At 67.3% G+C, this 19,988-nt stretch carries 16 protein-coding genes; 10 read left to right on the forward strand and 6 right to left on the reverse strand.

All coding sequences use genetic code 11. From position 1 onward, the window contains the following. Positions 1-21 precede the first annotated feature (21 nt). The 6 genes from V5740_RS13710 to V5740_RS13735 all read right to left on the reverse strand — a co-directional run bounded on the left by V5740_RS13710 (position 22) and on the right by V5740_RS13735 (position 8,014). Positions 22-1,728 (reverse strand): beta-xylosidase, encoded by a 1,707-nt coding sequence (locus tag V5740_RS13710; RefSeq protein ID WP_347303024.1) that lies wholly within the window; start codon positions 1,726-1,728, stop codon positions 22-24. A gap of 20 nt (positions 1,729-1,748) precedes the next feature. Then, the gene (locus V5740_RS13715) at positions 1,749-3,149 is read right to left on the reverse strand and encodes a family 43 glycosylhydrolase (RefSeq protein ID WP_347303025.1); all 1,401 of its coding nucleotides are present in this window, start codon (positions 3,147-3,149) and stop codon (positions 1,749-1,751) included. A 120-nt stretch (positions 3,150-3,269) separates the two neighbouring features. Beyond that, positions 3,270-5,777 carry an FtsX-like permease family protein gene (locus tag V5740_RS13720; RefSeq protein WP_347303026.1) on the reverse strand — a complete coding sequence of 836 codons (2,508 nt, stop codon included), beginning with the start codon at positions 5,775-5,777 and terminating at the stop codon, positions 3,270-3,272. Between the two features lie 43 nt (positions 5,778-5,820). Further along, the gene (locus V5740_RS13725; RefSeq protein WP_347303027.1) at positions 5,821-6,501 is read right to left on the reverse strand and encodes an ABC transporter ATP-binding protein; all 681 of its coding nucleotides are present in this window, start codon (positions 6,499-6,501) and stop codon (positions 5,821-5,823) included. A 2-nt stretch (positions 6,502-6,503) separates the two neighbouring features. Beyond that, complete coding sequence (locus tag V5740_RS13730) at positions 6,504-7,820, reverse strand: HlyD family efflux transporter periplasmic adaptor subunit (protein WP_347303028.1); 1,317 nt, start codon at positions 7,818-7,820, stop codon at positions 6,504-6,506. Beyond that, on the reverse strand, positions 7,817-8,014 hold the full coding sequence (locus V5740_RS13735; protein WP_347303029.1) for a hypothetical protein: 198 nt from the start codon (positions 8,012-8,014) through the stop codon (positions 7,817-7,819). Before V5740_RS13735 ends, V5740_RS13730 begins: the two co-directional genes overlap by 4 nt. A gap of 150 nt (positions 8,015-8,164) precedes the next feature. On the opposite strand from V5740_RS13735, the gene V5740_RS13740 reads away from it, so the two are divergent. The 10 genes from V5740_RS13740 to mnhG all read left to right on the forward strand — a co-directional run bounded on the left by V5740_RS13740 (position 8,165) and on the right by mnhG (position 19,932). Further along, positions 8,165-9,550, forward strand: coding sequence for a sigma-54 dependent transcriptional regulator (locus V5740_RS13740; protein ID WP_347303030.1), 1,386 nt, complete (start codon positions 8,165-8,167; stop codon positions 9,548-9,550). After that, the gene (locus V5740_RS13745) at positions 9,540-10,886 is read left to right on the forward strand and encodes a HAMP domain-containing sensor histidine kinase (RefSeq protein ID WP_347303031.1); all 1,347 of its coding nucleotides are present in this window, start codon (positions 9,540-9,542) and stop codon (positions 10,884-10,886) included. Before V5740_RS13740 ends, V5740_RS13745 begins: the two co-directional genes overlap by 11 nt. A gap of 117 nt (positions 10,887-11,003) precedes the next feature. Further along, positions 11,004-12,371, forward strand: coding sequence for an amino acid permease (locus V5740_RS13750; RefSeq protein WP_347303032.1), 1,368 nt, complete (start codon positions 11,004-11,006; stop codon positions 12,369-12,371). A gap of 179 nt (positions 12,372-12,550) precedes the next feature. Then, entirely contained in the window at positions 12,551-14,329 is a 1,779-nt protein-coding gene (locus V5740_RS13755) for an SLC13 family permease (RefSeq protein ID WP_347303033.1), read from the forward strand. A 65-nt stretch (positions 14,330-14,394) separates the two neighbouring features. Beyond that, the gene (mbhE, locus tag V5740_RS13760; protein WP_347303034.1) at positions 14,395-17,133 is read left to right on the forward strand and encodes a hydrogen gas-evolving membrane-bound hydrogenase subunit E; all 2,739 of its coding nucleotides are present in this window, start codon (positions 14,395-14,397) and stop codon (positions 17,131-17,133) included. Positions 17,134-17,135: 2 nt separating this feature from the next. Next, on the forward strand, positions 17,136-17,510 hold the full coding sequence (locus V5740_RS13765) for a sodium:proton antiporter (protein WP_347304542.1): 375 nt from the start codon (positions 17,136-17,138) through the stop codon (positions 17,508-17,510). Beyond that, the gene (locus V5740_RS13770) at positions 17,503-18,978 is read left to right on the forward strand and encodes a proton-conducting transporter membrane subunit (protein WP_347303035.1); all 1,476 of its coding nucleotides are present in this window, start codon (positions 17,503-17,505) and stop codon (positions 18,976-18,978) included. The genes V5740_RS13765 and V5740_RS13770 overlap by 8 nt, the downstream gene beginning before the upstream one ends. Continuing rightward, a complete protein-coding gene (locus V5740_RS13775) occupies positions 18,975-19,310 on the forward strand; it encodes a Na+/H+ antiporter subunit E (RefSeq protein WP_347303036.1) in 336 nt (111 codons plus the stop codon). Before V5740_RS13770 ends, V5740_RS13775 begins: the two co-directional genes overlap by 4 nt. After that, the gene (locus V5740_RS13780) at positions 19,307-19,573 is read left to right on the forward strand and encodes a monovalent cation/H+ antiporter complex subunit F (RefSeq protein ID WP_347303037.1); all 267 of its coding nucleotides are present in this window, start codon (positions 19,307-19,309) and stop codon (positions 19,571-19,573) included. Before V5740_RS13775 ends, V5740_RS13780 begins: the two co-directional genes overlap by 4 nt. Positions 19,574-19,575: 2 nt before the next feature. Further along, positions 19,576-19,932 carry a monovalent cation/H(+) antiporter subunit G gene (mnhG, locus tag V5740_RS13785; RefSeq protein ID WP_347303038.1) on the forward strand — a complete coding sequence of 119 codons (357 nt, stop codon included), beginning with the start codon at positions 19,576-19,578 and terminating at the stop codon, positions 19,930-19,932. Positions 19,933-19,988 lie beyond the last annotated feature (56 nt).

A 19,988-nucleotide genomic window follows, 5' to 3' on the forward strand; every position in this document is an offset into this window, starting at 1 on the left:
CGGGATCGTCAGCCGATGGCCTCAGGACCCCAGAACGACCAGCGCCACGCCCTGCCGGGGCAGGTCCAGCTCGAACCGTGCCGTATCGGTGCCTGGCACCAGCGCGATGGGTTGCGGGTGCATCACGGATGCCTCCTCCATCTGGCGGTACTGGTCGGCGTCGGGCGCCTGCGGGGACCCCATCTTCTGCCAGGCGGTGAAGGCGTTCGCGTTGTCGGGATCAACCCGCCACAGCGTGGCGCCGGTCGGGATCGGGCTGGCCAGCCCATCGATGGCGATGCTGATCCGGGCGGCGGGGCCGGGAACGTCGTCATCGTGATAGTGCCAGACCAGCAGCGCCACCTGCCCGTCGGCCGTGCGGGTGGCGATGGTGCCGACGTCCGCCTGCCCGCGCACGCCGTCGGCCAGGATCGCGTCGAGTGGAACCTGCGCATCGCTCGTGGCGTTCAGCCGCTCTGTCCCCAGTTTCGCGAACAGACGGAACACGTTTAGCACCGGCAGGTCGACGCCGTTGGTGGCGAGCTGGCGGTACCCGGCGAACCAGGGCTGGTCCTCGAACTCGAACGACCAGGACAGCACCCCTTCCAGGTTCACGTCGCGCCGCTCGGCCAGGTCCCAGATGCGGGCGAAGCTGGCGGCGGTGTAGCTGGAATACATGGTGCCGTTGCGATAGGCGTTCTGCGGCCCCGGGCAGGCGGCGCACCCTTCCGGATCGCTTTCCCCGATGACCACCGGCTTGTCCACCAGTGCCGGGACCGACGTCGTCTTGACGAAGCCCGCATCGACATTGCGCAGATGCGCGGCGATGCCCATGCGCACATGCCCGTCTACGAAGGTCGGCTGCCCCTTGGCATGGAAGGCGAGGAAGTCGGTGGGGGTGCCGGTCTGCCCGGTGGCGTAATTGGTGCCGGTCGTCACATGGCGCAGGAACCCGTCCATGAATGCCCCGCCGGCGCCCGCCGAATCCGGACCGCCCACCCGCGCATTCGGCAGCGCGCGGCGAACGCCGTCGATGGCGTAGTCATGCATCTTGTAGAATTCCTCCGGCGTCGCCTTCCAGTATGCGCCGTTGGCCTCGTTCCACACCTCGAAGTACCAGCGCTCGACCTCCTCCCGGCCATATCGGTCGATATTGTGGCGCGTCCATTGGTAGACCAGCTCGCGCCACTTGTCGTAATCCTTGGGCGGGTAGGCCCAGCCGGTGATGATGTGGTCGTAGGCGAAGCCCGGCCGCCAGCTGTGCTGGTACGGCGTCCCCGCCGGCGCGCTGGACAGCGCCTCCGGCATGAAGCCAAGCTGCAGGAACGGCCGCACGCCGCGCGCCAGGTAGGTGTCGATGATCCGGTCGACCACGGTCCAGTCATAGACCGGCTGCCCGTCCGCCGTTTCGGTATAGATGTTGGTGCTGCCCCACTTGAACGACGCCGTCCCGTCCCCGGTGTTGAGCAGGTTGTGCGCCCGGAAAAACACCTCTCCCGGCCGCAGCTCGCCCAGTTCGGTCAGCAATTTGCGGCCATCCTTCATGGTCGCGTAGTTCGGCTCGTCCGCCCCGAAGAAGCGCCAGACCGGCGGCAGCGTGCCGGTGCTGCGCGCGGCATCGACCTCGATCGACACCGCCCGTACCCCCTCCGCCTGCAGCGCAGCACCCGTTCCCTGCTGCGCCATGGCCGGTGCCGCGATGCCAAGCGCGAGACCGGCTGTGGCGATGATGACTGGCATGTACTTCATCAGTAAGCCTCCCCAGGAACTCAGCGGATCACCCATTCCCACACGGCCGCCCCGCCATCGGGGAAGACCAGCCGCACATATTGGGCGGTGACATCCAGTCGCGATCGGATCGGTGATCCCTGCTGCTCCGCCACGGCGGACACCGTCTGCCAGTTCTGACCATCCATCGATGCCTCGATCCCGAAGCGATAGGGGCGGTCGGCATATTCCGGGCGCAACTCGCTGCTGGCGAGCCGCCGCGCACGGCCGAGATCGGCGACCAGATGCAACGCTCCGCCTGCCGCAGGCTTCCACATGGTCGCGTAGCTGTCGTCCGCAGCGCTGGCCGGCCTGTGCAAGTTGCCGTCGCCCGATCCGCTGGCCGTCCATGTCAGCCCGCGTTCCCGTCGCGGAACGAAGCCCGCCACGTCGGTCCCATGAGAGGGCCGGATATTCGCGATGGTCCCGTCGGTCCGCACCTCCACTGGATCGACGACGATCTGGCGGAGCACTTCCTTGCGGCCCGGCACCCACGGCAGCGCCTGCCGGTGGTAGAGGATGTAGTCCCGCGCGCCGGAACGGAAGAAGGTATGATGACCGGGGCTGATGACGTCGCGGCCAATATCGGTCACCAGGATTGGGCTGTTCGCGGCCTCCCGGAAGGGGCCGAAGGGCGTGTCGCCCACGGCATAGCGGACCTTGTAGGTGTCGGTCGTCGTCTTCCCGTCGCTGTAGGTCAGCAGGTAGTGATCGCCCGCGCGGATCATCCGGGGCGCTTCGAAGTAATTGGCCGGCGTCACATCCACCGGCGTGCCGTCGAACGTCACCATGTCGGGCTTCAGCCGCACTGCGAAGCAATGGCCGTTCACCCAGTTTATGCCGGAGCCCCAATAGAGGTACGGTGTGCCGTCATCGTCGATGAACGCTTCGGCATCGATCATGTGGTATTCGGGCGCGAAAGACTTGGCGATCAGCGGCCTGCCGCCATTGGCATCGCGCCACGGACCGGCGGGGGACGGGGCGGTTCCGACCCAGACCTCGCTACCGACCGACACATACATGAACCATTGCCCGCCCGCACCCTGCACGACTGACGGCGCCCAGACCATGGCATCGCTGGAAGTCGGGCTGGTGGCAGCCGCCTTGGTCGGCCATGCGGGGGTGGAGAAGCTCCAGTCCCGGCCATTGTCAGACGTCCATAGGCCCAGGCGCTGGCCGCCCCAGGGATCGATCGTGGCGAATATGTACCAGCGCCCGCGATCCCGCACGATCGATGGATCGGCGAAGTAGCCGGGCAGCAGCGGGTTCGGGTTACCGGGTGCGCTCCACGCCAGCGCGTCGGCCAGCGGTGCCGTTGACGGTGCAACGCCGGTGGCGGCACATCCGGCAAGAAGGATCGCCCAGATGGCAGCGGCGCCGACCCGCAGGCCAAACTGAACCACGATGTCTCTCCCTGTCCCGCCCGACGTGGGTTTGCCCGACCTGCAGGATCAGGTGCTCCCGCTGCTGACCGGCAGTCTATGGTATCTTATTTGTCATACAAGAACTTTGTTTCCGGCGATCTATTCGTAGCGAAGCGCACCGACCGGGCTGGTCTGCGCGACGCGCCAGGCATGCGCACCGATCGTCGCCACCGCGATCACCAGTGCCAGCGCGCCGGCGAACAAAAACGGCGTTGGGCCAAGTGTGATACGGGTGTCGAAGCCGTTCAGCCAGTCGCGCATCAGCCACCAGGCGACCGGCCAGGCGATCAGGTTGGCGATGACGACCGGCCGGGTGAACTGCCACACCAGCAGCCGCACGATGTCGCCGGTCCGTGCGCCCAGCACCTTGCGGATGCCGATCTCCTTCGTTCGCCGTTCGGCGGTGAAGGCGGCCAGCCCGAACAGGCCGAGGCAGCCGATTATGATTGCGAGCACAGCGAAGGCGGCGAAGATCTGCCCGCGCGCCGTTTCCTGTTCGTATTGCTCGCGCACGATGTCATCGGCGAAGCGGCCTTCGAAGGGTACGTTGGGGATGGTGCGCGTCCAGACCTGCTCCACCGCTTCGCGGATGCGGGCGGGATCGCCGTCGAAGCGGACCATGATGTCGCCAAAACCCGCGCGGGTCATCGCATACATGATGGGCTGCACGGGGTCGCGGACGGAACGGAAGCGGGCATCCTCCACCACGCCGACGATCGTGATCGGCACCGCGCCGACTTCGGGAACAGTCATGCCGGCGCGCGCTTCCTGACCAATCGCGGCCTGCGGATCGGCATAGCCCAGTCGCCGGGCCGCCTCTCGCGTGACGACGATGTTCACCCCGCGTTGCGCCAGCGCCCGTTCCGCCGCCACGTCGATGGGCCAGGGGGTGGAGGCATCGTCGCGGCCGATCGCTTCGGAGAAGCCGCGTCCAGCCAACAGCTTCATGCCCATGGCCCGGAAGAAGTCCGCCTCGACGGAGTAGATGCCGAGGTCGACGGGCGTGTCGGAACCGGCGGTGAAAACCTGAGTGACGGAGTTGTTGCCGGGATCGATCGCAATCTGCGTGCGGGCCGCAGCACTCACGCCGGGCAGCCGCCTGATCTGTTCGACCACCTGTCTGTCCCGGCCCTCCACCCCGCGGAAGCCGAGATTGCCGACCTGCAGCAGCCCGTCGCGCACATAACCGGCATCGCCCGTCCGCGCATAGACGGTCTGCGCATAGATCACGGCGGTGCAGATGATGAGGGCGATCGACACGGCAAACTGGCCGATCACCAGCGCGTTGCGCAGGCGCCCCGATCCATGCGCATCCGCCGCGGAGCGGTTGGCCTTCAAGATGCGGGCAGGTTCGAACCGCGACAGGTAGAATGCCGGGTAAGCGCCCGCTGCAAGCCCCACCACCAGTGTTAGGCCGGCGGCCGGCAGTAGCACGCCACCGGTGCCGAGATAGCGTAGCTCCATCCCGGAATCGAGGAAGCTGTTGAACGAAGGCAGCAGCAGTTCCACCGCAGCGAGCGCAATGACCATGGCGATTGCCGTCACCAGCACCGCCTCCCCCAGGAACTGCCCGATCAGCTTGCCCCTGGTCGCGCCCAGCACCTTGCGCAAGGCGACTTCCCGCGCCCGCTGCGATGCGCGCGCCGTGGCGAGATTGGTGAAGTTCACACAGGCCATGCCGAGGATCAGCAGCGCCACCACTGCGAAGGTGACAACGGTGCGCCGGTCATTGCCCGGGCGGAGGGAGGCATCCTGAGCCTCCCCCAGATGGACGTCGGGCATGTTCACCAGCACGAAGTCCTCGAACTTGCCGGCATTGGTGACGCGCCCCTCGCTCACCTCGTCGGGGATGTTGCGCTTCTCCCATGCGGGCATGTTGGCGTTGATCAGGGCGGCATCCTGTGCCGAGCGCAGCTTGACGAAGTTCCATCCCTGCTGGTTGCCCCAGCGGGTCACCTGCCACATGCGATCGGCGAACTGGGTGTTGAGGTCAAAGCGGGCAACCGCGTCGGCGGAGAAGCTGGAGTTCTTCGGCCAGTCGCGGAACACTGCGGTTACGCGATAATCGACAGGGCCGGCATTGTCGTTGATCGTCAGCGTCCGGCCGAGCGGGTCGGTATCACCGAACCGGCGGCGTGCCTCGCTCTGGCTCAGCGCGATTGAGTGAGAGTCCGGCAGGGCTGTGGCGGCGCTGCCCTGGACAAACGGAACATCGAAGATCTCGAACAGATTGCCGTCTACCATCCGGAGATCCTCGACCTCTGACGCCTGCCCATCCTGGATCACGATGGGCGAGAAGGCCCGCACCCAGACGACGCTTTCGACCTGCGCAGGGTAGTCTTTCTCCAGTGCATGCCCGGCGATGATCTCGCTCAATTGCAGCTTCATCTCCTCGCCCCCGGTCTCGGTCGCCTGGTAGTGGGTCTGCAACTGGAACACCCGGTCGGCATCGGCCAACCAGTCGTCGTAGCTGCGTTCGTACCGGACATAGAGCAGGATCAGCATGCACGCGGCGAGGCCGATGGCGAGGCCGGCGATATTGATGAACGCATACATGCGCTGCTTCATCAGGGAACGGATGCCGACGGTGAGATAATGACGCCACATGGTGGGATGCCTCCCTGGAGATGCTGGGCTGTGCTGGGCGGGATCAGGCGGCGCGGCGCCGTTCCTGCAGGATGCGTCCGTCCAGCATGTTGACGACGCGGCTGGCGTAATCGGCGTGCGCTGGGGAGTGCGTGACCATGACGATGGTGGAGCCGGCGGCGTTCAGCGTCTGCAGCATGCGCATCACCTCCTCCCCGTGATTGGTGTCGAGGTTGCCGGTCGGCTCGTCCGCCAGGATCAGCTTCGGCTCGGCCACCAGCGCGCGGGCGACGGCGGCGCGCTGCTGCTGCCCGCCGGAAAGCTGGCTGGGGCGATGGCGCGCGCGATGGGCGATGCCGACCCGGTCCATGACCGCATCGACCCGCTTGCCGCGCTCCGCCGCCGGGACGTCGTGGTACAGCAGCGCCAGTTCGATGTTCTCGCGCACGGTCAGTTCGTCCACCAGGTTGAAGCTCTGGAAGATGAAGCCGATGCTGGCCTTGCGCACCCTGGCGAGCTTCGCCTCGCCGAGACCGGCGACTTCCTGCCCGTCAAAAATGTATGAACCGCCGGAGGGGCTGTCGAGCATGCCCATGACGTTCAGCAGCGTGGACTTGCCGCAGCCCGACGGGCCCATGATGGCGACGAACTCGCCCGCCACGATGTCGAGGTTGATCGCCTCCAGCGCGCTCGTCTCGATCGTGTCGGTACGGTAGGTCCGTGAAAGCGCGCGCATCTGCAACATCGTCAATCTCCTTCGATCTCGAGCCGATCCTTGTCGGCGAACCCGGTGTAGGGGGAGGTGATCACGCGCTCCCCGGCATCCAGCCCGTCCAGCACCTCGATCGCCTCCTCGTTGCGGCGGCCGAGGCGGACGGGGCGCTTCACCGCGGTGCGTCCATCGGGGGCGAGGACGAAGACGAACGCGCCGCGCGTCTCGTTGTAGAAGGCGCCGTTGCGGATCAGGCGGGCGGGCGTGGGGTCCGCCAGTGTCAGGCGCGCCTGCAGCGTCTGCCCGCGCTGGATATCCGCCGGCTCCGCATCCACGAATTGCAGGTCGATCTCGAACTGGCCGTTCTGCACCTGGGGGGAGATTCTGGTGACGCGCACCGGATAGGTCCGGCCACCCCATTCGATCGCCGCGCGTTGCCCCACTTCCACCCGTCCAAGGTAGAATTCGTCCACCCCGGCCACGAGCTTGTTGCGGCCCGGACTATCGATCTGGCCGACCCGCTCCCCCGGCTGGAGCGACTGGCCCGGCTGGATGGAGAAGCCGGACAGCTGCCCCGTGACCGGCGCGCGCAGGTTCAGCCCGTCGAGGCTGGCATGCGCGACCTCCAGGCTGGAGCGCAGCGATTGGGTGGAGGCGCGCTGCTGCGCGAGCTGGCTCGCCTGCAGCCGTTCGTCCGTGGCGCGGCTGCGGCGCAGCACTTCAAGCCGTTGCGCTTCGTAGCGGCGCTGGTCTTCCGTGTCGGCGAATTGCCGCGCGGCGACGAAGCCGCGTTCCGCCAGCGGAGCCTCCCGCTCGTACTGGCGCTGTGCCTTCTGGACGGCGAGTTGCGCCTCCATCACGGCGCGTTCGTTGGCGAGGCGGGTCTGCGCCAGCGCCAGTTCCTGGCTGCGCATGTTGTTGATCTGCTGCTCCACCTCGGTCTGACGGGCGAGGACGGAGAGTTGCAGCTCCGCATTGGAGAGGACCGCGATCAGCTGCCCCTTCTGCAGCATCGCGCCATCCTCCGCCACGACCTGTTCGACCCGACCACCTTCAATGGCGTCGAGATAGACCGTCAGCAGCGGGGTCACGCGCGCGCGCAGCGGAATGAAGTCGCGGAAGCTGCCATTCGTGACTTCGGAAATGGTCAGCCGGTCACGCGCGACCGTCTGGGAATTGCCGGCGGGTGCATAAAGCCAGAACAGTATGCCGAGCGCTGCCACGGCCGCGATGCCGAGCGCTAGCTTCACCGGCAGGGAGAGCTGGTGCCGCGCCACCACCCGATCCATCGCGCTGCCGGTGACTGCCCGATGCGTGGCCGCGGTTCCGCGGTCAAACTGCAGCATCGTCATGCAAGCGGCGGCGCCAGCGAGAAGACGAATTCGGCAGCGGTCTCGGCCCCGTGTCCGGAAATGAACGGTCCTGTCCGGAAATGGACAGGCTCCGTCGTCGGCCAGAGGGCGAGACTGGCGACCAGCACCACCACGAAGACGGCGAGCCACAGGATCGCCGGTGCTGACGGAGGGCGGACAGGAGGTAGAGACATGGAACTGGCTCCGGACAGGCAGATAAGCTTGCCCCGTGCTATTCACGAAGCGTGCCAGTCAGTCCGGAATGTCGTTCGTCGTAAGGTGTCGGCCGGTGGCACGGTTTTTGATTGTTCGTTTTCGAACGCCGATTGTACGAAAGCGAGCACATGAGGAGGGAATTCGGCAGCTGTCTCGTCGTCGACGATGATGAGGATATCCTCACGGCCGCGGCATTGCTGTTGCGGCAGATGTTCGATCGCGTGGTGACGGTGAGCGATCCCGAGGCTGCCTTCGTACAGGCGGCGGAAATCAGGCCGGACGTCATCCTGCTGGACGCGAACTTCGCCCGCGGGGCGACTGATGCCGCGGAGGGGCTGGGGCTGCTGCAGCGCTTCCTGGCGGCCGATCAGGACCTCGCCATCGTGATGATCACCGCCCATGCGGGCGTGTCGATCGCGGTGGAGGCGATGAAGTTCGGCGCCAGCGACTTCGTGTCAAAGCCCTGGTCGAACGAGCGATTGCTGGCGAGCGTGCGGACCGCCGCGACGCTTCGCCGTTCCCGCCGGACCGTGAACGCCGCACCGGATGGTGGGGCCGCTGCCAGCCTGCCCGCGTCGCCGCTGCTCGGCACGTCACCAGCGATGGCTCGCGTGCAGACGCTGATCTCCCGCGCGGCGCCGACCGATGCCAATGTCCTGCTCCTGGGGGAGAACGGCACGGGCAAGGAACTGGCGGCGCGGGCATTGCACCAGCAATCGCGCCGTGCCGATGCGCCTATGGTGACGGTGGACCTTGGCGCCGTGGCAGCGGAGCTGATCGATTCCGAGCTGTTCGGCCATGTGAAGGGCGCCTTCACCGATGCCCGAGCCGACCGCGTGGGTCGCATCCAGGCGGCAAGTGGTGGCACGCTGTTCCTCGACGAGATCGGCAATCTGCCGCTGCACCTGCAGCCCAAGCTCTTGACCGCGCTGGAACAGCGGCAGGTCACGCCCGTCGGCGCCAACCGCCCTGTGCCGGTCGACATCCGCGTGATCGCGGCCACCAACATGACACCGACCATGCTGCAGGACCCGCGCCATTTCCGGGAGGACCTGCTGTTCCGGCTAAACACGATCGAGATCGAACTGCCTCCCCTGAGAGAGCGGCCCGACGATGTGCTGCTGCTGATCGACCACTACCTGGCGCATTATGCCGAACGGTATCGGCGGCCGGAGCCGGCCTTGAGCGACACGGCGAGGCGCGCGCTGGCAGGCTATGCCTGGCCGGGCAACGTTCGCGCGCTGCGCCACGCAGTGGAGCGTGCGCTGATCCTGGGAAGGGAAGGAGAGGCGCTGGAACCCGCCGATTTCTCGCTCAGCCCTGCGCCTGCGCATGTCGCTCATGCCGCAATCGTCCGGCCCGACCGACTGGACGACCTGAACCTGGAACGGACCGAGCGGCGGCTGGTCGAAGCCGCGCTGACGAAGCACGGCTACAACATCTCCTCTGCCGCGGCGGAGCTCGGTCTGTCGCGTGCGGCGCTCTACCGGCGGATGGAGAAGCATGGGCTTTGATGCCCGCTTCACGCTTGCGCTGATCGGTTGGCTTGGCGCGACCTTGCTGGCCCTGATTGCGTTTGCGGCCGCATGCGTCACCCCTGACCTGGTGGCTGCGCGGCTGGTCGCTGGCTTGGCGGTCGGGGGTGCCGTCGCCGGTCTGTGGCGGCACATCAACCGGACCAACCGCACGCTCGCCCGCTTCATGGAAGCGCTGCGTTATCGGGAATTCGCCGCGCGATTCGATGGACGCGGCGGGGCCGAGTTCGCCCGGCTGGGCGCGGCGCTGGATGGCGCCATGCAGGACCTGCAGGGGGAGCGGCTGGCGAGCGAGCGGGAGCTTCGGTTCCTGGAGGCGCTGGTGGACGACACGCCGGTGGCCTTGCTGAAGATCAGCGCGAGCGACGGCGTGACCCCCGCCAACAAGTCGGCCCGCCGCCTCTTCGATGCCCACGACGGCATTCGGCCGGGGGATTTCGCCATCTACGGCGCCACCTTCGCCCAGCAACTGGCCGATCCGGTCGGCGGAAGGCACCAATTGCTGCTGCTGCGCCTGCGCGATGGCCTGCAACGCGCGATCGTGCGCACCGCCGCGCTGGAACGGCTGGGCAGCCCCATCCATATCGTCAGCGTGGAGCCGGTGCAGGGCACGCTCGACAGCGTGGAAGTTGCCGCGCAGACCGACCTGGTACGGGTGCTGACGCACGAAATTCTCAATTCCCTGACACCCGTCATGTCGCTGTCACGCACGCTGGACGTGATCCTGGACACGCCAGAGCCGGACCTTTCCAGCGCGCGCGAAGCGGCAGTTACTTTGTCGCGGCGGACGGAAGGGCTGCGCAATTTCATCGACAGCTACCGGTCGGTCGCGCGATCCCCCGAGCCACGGCCGGTCCGCTTCAACGCCGGACCATTCGCGCACGAAATGGAGCGGCTGTTCCGTGCCGAATGGCCAGGCTGCGAACTTGCGTTAGCGGCGGAGGAGGCGCTGACGCTGCACGCAGATCCCGACCTGCTGGCGCAGGTGCTGATCAACATCCTGCGCAATGCGGCGCAGGCGACGCGGCATCTGGCCAGGCCGCAGGTGCGGCTCACCATCGCCGCAAGCATCGCGGGCGTGCTGATCGAGGTGGAGGATAACGGCCCCGGCATCCCCGAAGGCAGCCGGTCCGACATCTTCCTACCATTCTACAGCACCCGACGCGAAGGCAGCGGCATCGGCCTCAACCTGGTGCGGCAGATCGCCGTCGCGTCGGGCTGGTCGATCGAGGTGACCGGCGGCGACCTTGGTGGCGCGCTGATGCGGCTGGGCCTGCCCGCCGCTCCGTCAGCGGCCGACGTGCGGCAGCGGTAACGGGCCAGCCGGGCCCGGTTCACCCCCAACGGTTGCGTTCACCCGCCTGCTGTCCGTAAGAGTCACGCTCCTCACAGGAGAGACATTATCACTGGAAGCTTGTTCCGCCGTAAGCACGTGACCCCTGACCACGGAGGGCAGCAGGCACTCGCCCGCTCTCTCGGCTGGCCGCATCTGATTGCCCTGGGGGTGGGCGCGATCGTCGGAACGGGTATCCTGACGTTGATCGGCGTCGGCGCGGACAAGGCCGGGCCGGCGGTGGTGCTGGCCTTCGCGGTGGCAGGGGTGATCTGCGCCTGTGCCGCGCTCGCCTACGCCGAGATGGCGACCATGATCCCGGCGTCGGGCAGCGCCTACACGTACACCTATGTCGTCATCGGGGAACTGCTCGCCTGGATCGTGGGGTGGAGCCTGATCCTGGAATATTCCCTGGTCGTCTCCGCCGTGGCGGTCGGCTGGTCCGGCTATGCTGCTCCGCTGCTGCGCGAGACGCTGGGTGTGCCCACCGCACTGATGCAGGGACCCGAACTTGGCGGGATCATCAACCTGCCGGCGGTCGCCATCATCGCCGTCGTCGCCGGCCTGCTGCTGCGCGGGACGCGGGAAAGCGCGACCGTCAATGCGGTGCTAGTGCTGGTCAAGATCGTCGCGCTGGTCGTGTTCGTGATCGTCGCCATGCCCGCTTTCGACACCGCCAACATGGTGCCGTTCAGCCCGTACGGCTTTGCCAAGACCATGGGCCCGGACGGGGTCGAGCGCGGCGTCATGGCGGCGGCGGCGATCATCTTCTTTGCCTTCTACGGCTTCGATGCCATCGCTACCGCGGCGGAGGAGGCGAAGAACCCCGGCCGCGATCTCAAGATCGGCATTGTCGGCTCCATGCTCATCTGTGTCGCCATCTATGTGGCGGTGGGCGGCGCGGCCGTCGGCGCGGTGTCCTATACCCGTTTCGCCAACAGTCCGGAGCCGCTGGCGCTGATCCTGCGCGAACTGGGCCAGCCGCTGGCGGCGCAATACCTGGCCGCGTCGGCGGTGATCGCGCTGCCGACGGTGATCCTCGCCTTCTTCTACGGGCAGAGCCGGATCTTCTTCACCATGGCGCGCGACGGCATGCTGCCGGCCAGCCTGGCGCAGGTGTCGGCGCGCGGCACACCGGTCAGGATCACGCTGTTCACCGCCGCCATCGTGGCCGTGCTGGCGGGCCTGATCCCGTTGGGCGAGCTGGCCGCGCTGGCCAATGCCGGCACGCTGGCGGCGTTCACCGCCGTGTCGGCCTGCATGCTGATCATGCGCCGGCGCGCGCCCGATGCCCGGCGCACCTTCGCCACGCCGCTGCCATGGCTGGTCGGCCCGGTGGCCATCGGCGGCTGCGCCTATCTGTTCTTCAGCCTGCCGGTCCAGACCCAGATCTGGTTCGGCGTATGGAACATTGTCGGCCTGGCGGTCTACTTCCTTTACAGCCGTAAGCGAGCGGTGATCGCCTGAGGCGAGCCGTCCGGAACATGGTCGCCGCCGTCACGTTGGCATTTGCGGCGGTGGATTGAACCTGCGCCTGACGCTTCCGCCCCGATCTGCGCAGCTTCCCGCCGCGCCCGTTCTAGAGACCACGAGATGCATGACCGCGCTGCCGCCCGTCCAAGTGGTTCGTCAGGACCCTGCCGGGCATGATCGCATCGATCCAGGGGTTCATTGACGCGCACAGTGCGGCCATCGGTCTGCTGATCCTGGCGGCGATGTTCGTCGAGTTCCTGCGGGAGCGGTTCCCCGTGACGGTTGTCGCGCTGATCGGCACCTGCGCGTTCCTGGTGACTGGGCTGCTGGACGCGGACGGTTTCTTCGGCACATTCAGCAACAGCGCGCCCATTGCGGTAGGCGCCATGCTGGTGCTGTCCGGCGCGCTGATGCGCACGGGAGCGATCGAGGCCGTCATCAACGTCATCGTCGCCCGGGCGACGCGCCGGCCCCGGCTGGCGGTGGTGGAGGTGTTCGCCGGCCTGCTGGTCGCCTCCCCCTTCCTGAACAACACGCCGGTGGTGGTGATCATGATCCCCATCATGTTCCGCCTGGCGGAAGCGACGGGAATCCCGGCGAAGCGGCTGCTGATGCCGATGTCGATACTGGCGGTGCTGGGCGGCTGCCTGTCGCTGATCGGCACCTCCACAAACCTGATCGTCGACGGCATCGCGCGCAAGGCGGGAATGCCGGCATTCGGCATCTTCGAGATCACGCCCTACGGCCTTGCTGGCGTGATCGCCGGCATTGTGGCGATCCTGTTGCTCATCCGCCTGCTGCCGAGCGATCCGGTGTCGAACGAGAATGCCGGGGCGGGCGCCGACTACCTGACGGAACTGACGCCAAGCGCAGGGTGCCAGTTGATCGATCGGCCTTTGCCGAGCCTGCCCCTGTTCAAGGGCGGTGTGAAGCTGCTGGGGCTGAGGCGCGGTATGGAGACATTGCGCCGCGGACTCGAAGATCGTTTCCTGCGGCGGGGCGACCGGCTGGTCGTACGGGCCAGCGCGGTGGAGCTGATGACGCTGCGCACCAGCCGCGATTTCGAGATCGGCATCGGTGGCCCGACCAGTCCGGCGGCCGATGTGGGCGAAGCGGTGGAGACGATGATCTCCCCCTCCCACCCATCCATCGGGCGGCGATTGGCGGACATCCCGTTCCTCAGCCGGGTGGGTGTCCGCGTGCTGGGCGTGTCGCGCCACAATCACCTGCCCGGTCCGGACCTCGGCAATGCGCGCATCCGGGCGGCCGACCGACTGCTCGTTACCGGGGAGCCACGGCAGATCCAGCAATTGCGGGAGAATCGCAACCTGCTGGGCGTAGATCAGACGCTGACCCGGCCCTTCCGCCGCAACAAGGCCCCGATCGCCATCGGAGCTTTGGCCGTGACGGTGGCGGTCGCCGCGTTCGATCTGGTGCCGATCTCCATCGCTGCGGTCATCGCCATCGGCGTCATCCTGGTGACGCGCTGCATTGATGCGGAGGAGGCGTGGTCGTCGATCGATGGTAACGTGCTGATCCTGATCCTCGCCATGCTGGCGGTCGGCACCGGGCTGGAGCAGGCTGGCAGCGTGGAGCTGATGGTGTCTTGGTTCACCCCGCTGCTCGCCACTGCGTCGCCCACGGCGCTGATCTTCGTGATCTACTTCGTGACGCTGCTGCTGTCGGAACTGCTCAGCAACAATGCGGTCGCCGCGATCGTCACCCCGGTGGTGATCCAGCTGGCGATGGATCTAGGCATCGATGCCCGGCCGTTGATCATCGCCGTCATGATCGGCGCGTCGGCCTGCTTCGCGACACCGATCGGGTACCAGACCAACGCGCTGGTCTACACCGCGGGTGAATATCGGTTCGCGGATTTCGTGCGCATCGGCGTGCCGACCAACATCATCGTGGGGGTGGCCGTGTGCCTCGCCATCGTCGCCCTCGGCTGAGCAGCCGGCAACAAGAATGTCGCGGATGGGCTGTTTTCCGCGCCCGAGTGCGGCAATAGCCCTGCATGTTCACGATTCTCCTGATCTCGCTGGTCGGCGCGCTGTTGATGCCGCTGTTCGCGCGCGTGATCGGCAAAGGTGCGGGCCTTGTCATCGCGCTGCTGCCGGCGGGATTGCTGATCGCCTTCGTTCGCCTCGCCGAGTTCGTGGAGCGGGGCTGGGTGCTGGGCGAGGGGCGGCAATGGGCGCCGATGCTGGGGCTGGACCTGACCTTCCGGCTGGACGGATTCTCCTTCCTGTTCTGCTTGCTGATCACGGGGATCGGTGCGCTCGTCATCATCTATGCCGGCGCCTATCTGACGACGAAGTCGCGGGTGGAGCGCAGTCGGTTCTTCCTGCTGATCCTCCTGTTCCTTTCCGCCATGCTGGTCACCGTGCTGGCGGAGAACCTGCTGGTCATGCTGATGGCGTGGGAGGCGACCAGCATCATCTCGTTCCTGTTAATCGGTTTCGACAGCCGCAGCGCGCGGTCACGGCGGGCGGCGTTGATGGCGTTGCAGGTCACGGCGTTCGGCGGGCTGATGCTGCTGGCCGCGGTGCTGATGATCGGGCACGTTCTCGACACCTATTCGATGGCGGTGGCGATCGACCGGGCCGACCTGCTGGCGGCGAGCCCCTATGGCGGCCCGATCGTCGCCTGCATCCTGATCGCGGCGTTCACCAAATCGGCGCAGTTCCCGTTCCACTTCTGGCTGCCGAATGCGATGCAGGCGCCCACGCCTGCCTCCGCCTATCTTCACTCGGCGACGATGGTGAAGCTGGGCATCTATCTGCTCGCCCGGTTCGAGCCGGTGTTCGCCGCGATCAGCTGGGGCCGGCCGGTCGTGATAACGGTTGCATGCATCACGATGCTGGTGGCCGCAGTGCAGGCGTTGCGGGCGGAAAGCTTCAAGAGTGCGCTCGCCTATTCCACCATCGCCTCGCTAGGCATCCTGACGCTGCTTGTCGGGCTGGACGGTCCGGCGGCGACGGTGGCCATGGTCGGCTTCCTGCTGTCGCATGCCTTGTACAAGGCGGCGCTGTTCTTCTGCGCAGGGTCGGTGTTGCACGCCACGGGGACGCAGCGGCTGCGTCCGACCAGCGGGCTGGTGCGCGTCCTGCCGCTGACCGCCGTGGCGAGCCTCGGCGCGAGCCTGTCAATGGCCGGCATTCCGCCGTTCCTGGGCTTCGTATCCAAGGAATTCCTGTTCGAAGCGCAGCTTGAGAGCAGCTGGGAGACGATCCCGCTGGCAGCGGCGGTGATCGTCAATGCCGTGATGGTGGGCGTGGCCGGGGTCGTCACCCTGCGGCCGTTCTTCCTGGGGCGGCGGGACGGTCAGGTCAGGCAGATCGATGTGCGCCACGGGGAAAGCTTCTCCCTGGTGATGCCGCCGCTGGTGCTGGCGCTGGCGGGCCTGATCCTCAGCCTGGAGCCCGACTGGATGACCCGCGTGGTACTTCGTCCGGCGGTGGCCGCCGTGTACCGTGCGCCCGTGCAGGTCGATATCGCGGTATGGCACGGCATCACTCCGATGCTGCTGCTGAGCGCGGTGGTGCTGACCATCGGGGCGCTGATCGTCCGTTTCTGGCGGCCGATCCACGCCAGGCTGCGGGCGATGGATCGGTTCGACACGCTGGCGGTGGAGCGGATTTGGGAGGCGAGCCTGCGCGGTCTGATCCGCGGCGCCAACGCGATCACGCAGGTGCTGCAGCATGGTGATCTGCGCCGGTATCTGCTGCTGGTGGTTGTCGGCGTCGCGGCGCTTGGCGCGTGGTCAATGGCCGCCGTGGGCCTGCCGCGCCTGCCCGTCGGGGACCCGATCCGGGTCGCCCCGGCGATCGTGGCGCTGGCCGGGCTGGGCGGGGGCATCGCGGCGACGCGCGCCGCCAGCCTGCTGGGCGCGATGATCGCGACCGGGCTGACGGGCTTTGCCATCGCGCTGACCTTCATGATGAACGGGGCGCCCGATCTGGCGCTGACGCAGTTCGCGGTGGAGGTGCTGCTGGTGGTACTGCTGACCGCGCTGCTGCTGGCCGTGCCGCTGGCGACGGCGGCTACTCGAAGCCCGCTGATGCGGCGGGTCGATGCGCTGGTCGCCTGTGCCGTCGGCGTCCTGCTGTTCTGCGGCTTCGTCGACATGGCGGCCGATCCGCAAGCATCCCCGGCAAGCGAGTTCTACGGCCGCGCCGCCTATCTGGTCGGCAAGGGGCACAATGTGGTGAATGTCATCCTGGTGGACTTCCGCGCGTTCGATACGCTGGGGGAAACCACCGTGATCGCGATCGCCGCGGTGCTGGCCCGATCCCTGCTGATGACGCGCGGGGGCACCGTGCTGGCAGGTCAGCCGCAGCCGGTGCATTTCTCCCTCATGGTGTCGGGCCGGGTGCTCAGCTGGCTGCTGTTCGCCGCGTCGCTCGTCATCCTGTGGCGTGGTCACGACCAGCCTGGCGGTGGCTTCGTCGGCGGGCTGGTCGCGGCGCTCGCCTTTGCGCTGCTGGCGCTTGCCTATGGCGTCGACTGGGCGGAGCGCGCCCTTCGGGTCCGCCCGCTGACTCTAGTGGGCGCCGGCATGCTGTGCGCGCTGGCGAGCGGCCTTCCCGGCGTGATGGCCGGACAGCCATACCTGACCCACCTGTGGTGGGAGCCTGATGGATGGCTGCCCAAGGTGGGTACGACGATGGTTTTCGACCTGGGGGTGTATCTGGTGGTGCTCGGCGCCGTGCTGACCTTCCTGTTCGGCCTGCAGCGGGAGGCGGCGCGATGACGATCCTCTATGCCTTCGTCGGGGCGGCGATCATCGCCTGCGCCCTGTTCATGATCCTGTCGCGCAATCTGGTGCGGGTGCTGCTGGGCCTGTCCATGTTGGCGACTGGCGCAAACCTGCTGCTGTCGCTGGCGGGCAAGATCCGCAGCGAGCAACCGCCGATCATCGCGGACGGGCAGCAGACCTTGGGCCAGGCGGCCGATCCGCTGGCCCAGGCACTGGTGCTGACCGCGATCGTGATCGGCTTCGCTCTGACCGTCGTCCTGGCCGTGCTGGTGCTGCGTGCATGGCGCGCGGAGAGGTCGGTGGATTCGCGGCAGGTGGAAGCAGCGGAATCCCTCGGCCCGCCGCAGGAGCGGGATCCGACGAATGCCTGACGCGCTGCTGGTGATGACCCCGGTGGCGGTGCCGTTCATCGGCGCCGTGCTTGCGCTGCTCGCACGCGGGCGGCCTGCCCTGACGAGGGCGGTCGGCCTGATCGCGCTGGCGGCGCTTGCGGCACTGTCGCTGGCGCTGTTCTGGCGCACGGCAGGGGGCGTGCGGCTGGTCGGCAGTGTCTTCGGCGGCTGGCCGCAGCCGTTCGGGATCGGCTTTGTCGCGGCGCTCCCGGGCGCGGCGCTGGTGCTGGTCACGGCGCTGGTGGCGCTCGCCTCCGCGATCTATGCACTTGGCGATATCGGGCCGCGTCGCCGCCGTTCCGGCTACGACGCGCTGATGCTGGCCATGATCGGCGCGGTGAACGGCGCCTTCCTGACGGACGACCTGTTCAACCTGTATGTCTGGTTCGAGCTGGCGCTGGTTTCCGCCCTAGGGCTGCTGACAATCGATCGCCGGCGCACGCAGATCGACGGCGCGATCCGCTACGCCACATTCGGGATGCTGGGCGCGACCTTCATCCTGCTCGGCATCGGGATGATGTATGGCAGCACGGGAACGCTGGACATTTCGCGCGCCGCGGCGGCGCTGGCCGATCAGCCGCGCAGTGCCGCCACCGTCATCGCCGCCGCGCTGCTGCTGGGCGGATTCGCATTGAAGGCCGGGCTGTTCCCCTTTCACCTGTGGCTGCCCGCATCCTACCACACGGCGCCCGTGACTGTGGCGGCGCTGTTCGCCGGATTGCTGACCAAGATGGGCTTCTATGCCCTGCTGCTGGTGTTCGCCGGCCTGTACGGAGTGGGTTCGGGCGGCCTTCCGGCGGAACAGCTCATGCCGGCGTTGGGCCTGATCGCGGCGGCGACCATGGTCGTGTGCGCGGCTGGTGCGTTGGCACAGACGGACATGCGGCGGCTGCTGGCCTATCATGTGATCGCGCAGGTCGGCTACATGATGGCGGCGCTGGCCCTGGCCACTCGCGAAGGGCTGGCGGCGGCGGTGTTCTACATGGTCCATTCGATCATCGTGCAGGCCAACCTGTTCCTTGGCGCCGGTCTAATTCGGCGCGCCAGCGGCAGTTGGGACCTGACCCGTACGGGCGGCATGGTGCGGCAGGAGCCGCTATTCGCGCTGCTGTTTGCGGTTCCGGTGCTGTCGCTGGCCGGCATTCCGCCGCTGTCGGGATTCTTCGCCAAGCTTATCATGATCCGCGAAAGTTTCGATGCCGGCATGCCTTGGCTCGGCGCGATCGGCCTCCTGGCCGGGCTGATGACGATCGTGTCCATGGCGCTGTTCTGGTCCGATGCCTGCTGGAAGGACCCGCGCAATGGCCGGACGCAGCGCCCCCTGCCGCGGAGCGGGCTGCTGGCGATGGGCATGCTGTCGGGCGCGACGCTGGCGATCGGGCTGGCGCCGGGCTGGCTGCTGAATGTCGCACGGCTCTCCGCGCGCTCCCTGGGAGAGCTCGGATGATTGCGCTGCGCCGTGCCCGGGCTGTGCTGATGCTGGTGGCGGTGTTCCTGTGGGATCTGGTTGTCGCCTCTCTGGGTGTGGCGCGCATCGTGCTGTCGCCGCGTATCGGTACCTCGCCCGCGATCATCGTGGTCCCGACCGAGCTGGAACGCCCATGGGCGGTGGCGCTGGCGGCGTACTTTGCCTCGCTGACGCCCGGCTCGACCTGCCTGCACGTGTCGGACGATCGGCGCCTGCTGTATATTCACGTCCTGCATACGCCCGATGCGGCCGAATGGGCGGCGCGTTTCAAGCGGCACTTCGTACGCTGGATCAGGGAACTGGAAGCATGACCGCCTTTGTTGCTGTTCTCGGCATCATGCTGGCTGTCGCACTGTGCCTGGCGGGTTGGCGCATGGTGCGTGGCCCAAGCTTCGCCGACCGCTTCGTGGCGCTGGACATGCTTACGGCAGTGGCCGTAGGCTTTGCCGCACTGACGGCGCTGACCACCGGTCGTGGCGCGTTCCTGGACATCGCGCTGGGGGTAGCGCTGATCAACTTCATCGCGACAGCGGGCTTTTCGGTGTTCCTTGAACGCAAGCGGAAGGGGGCCTGAACATGCTGGCGATGGTACTGCAGGGTCTGGGCGCGGCGTTCCTGCTGATTGCCGCGATCGGCGTCATCCGCCTGCCCGACCCGTTGCAGCGCATGCACAGCGCGACGAAGGCGGGCACGCTCGGCACCGCATTGCTGCTCGTGGGTGTGATGGCATCGGGGCAGGTGGACCGCAGTTCGACCGCTTGGCTGGCAATCATCTTCCTGCTTGTGACCTTGCCGCTGGGCGCGCAATTGCTGGCCCGCGGCACCTATCTGTCGGGAACGCGGCTGCAGGGGCTGGAGGACGATCCGCTGGCGGACGAGCTTGGCGACGTGCGCGACCAGCGGCATGACCATGCCGGTCGTGACCTCGGCTGAGCTTGACTCGGCACCCGCAGGTGTCGCCTGAAACCGTTATCCAACCCCTTTGTTCG

It is taken from the genome of Croceibacterium sp. TMG7-5b_MA50 (assembly GCF_039830145.1).
Taxonomy (GTDB): Bacteria; Pseudomonadota; Alphaproteobacteria; order Sphingomonadales; family Sphingomonadaceae; genus Croceibacterium.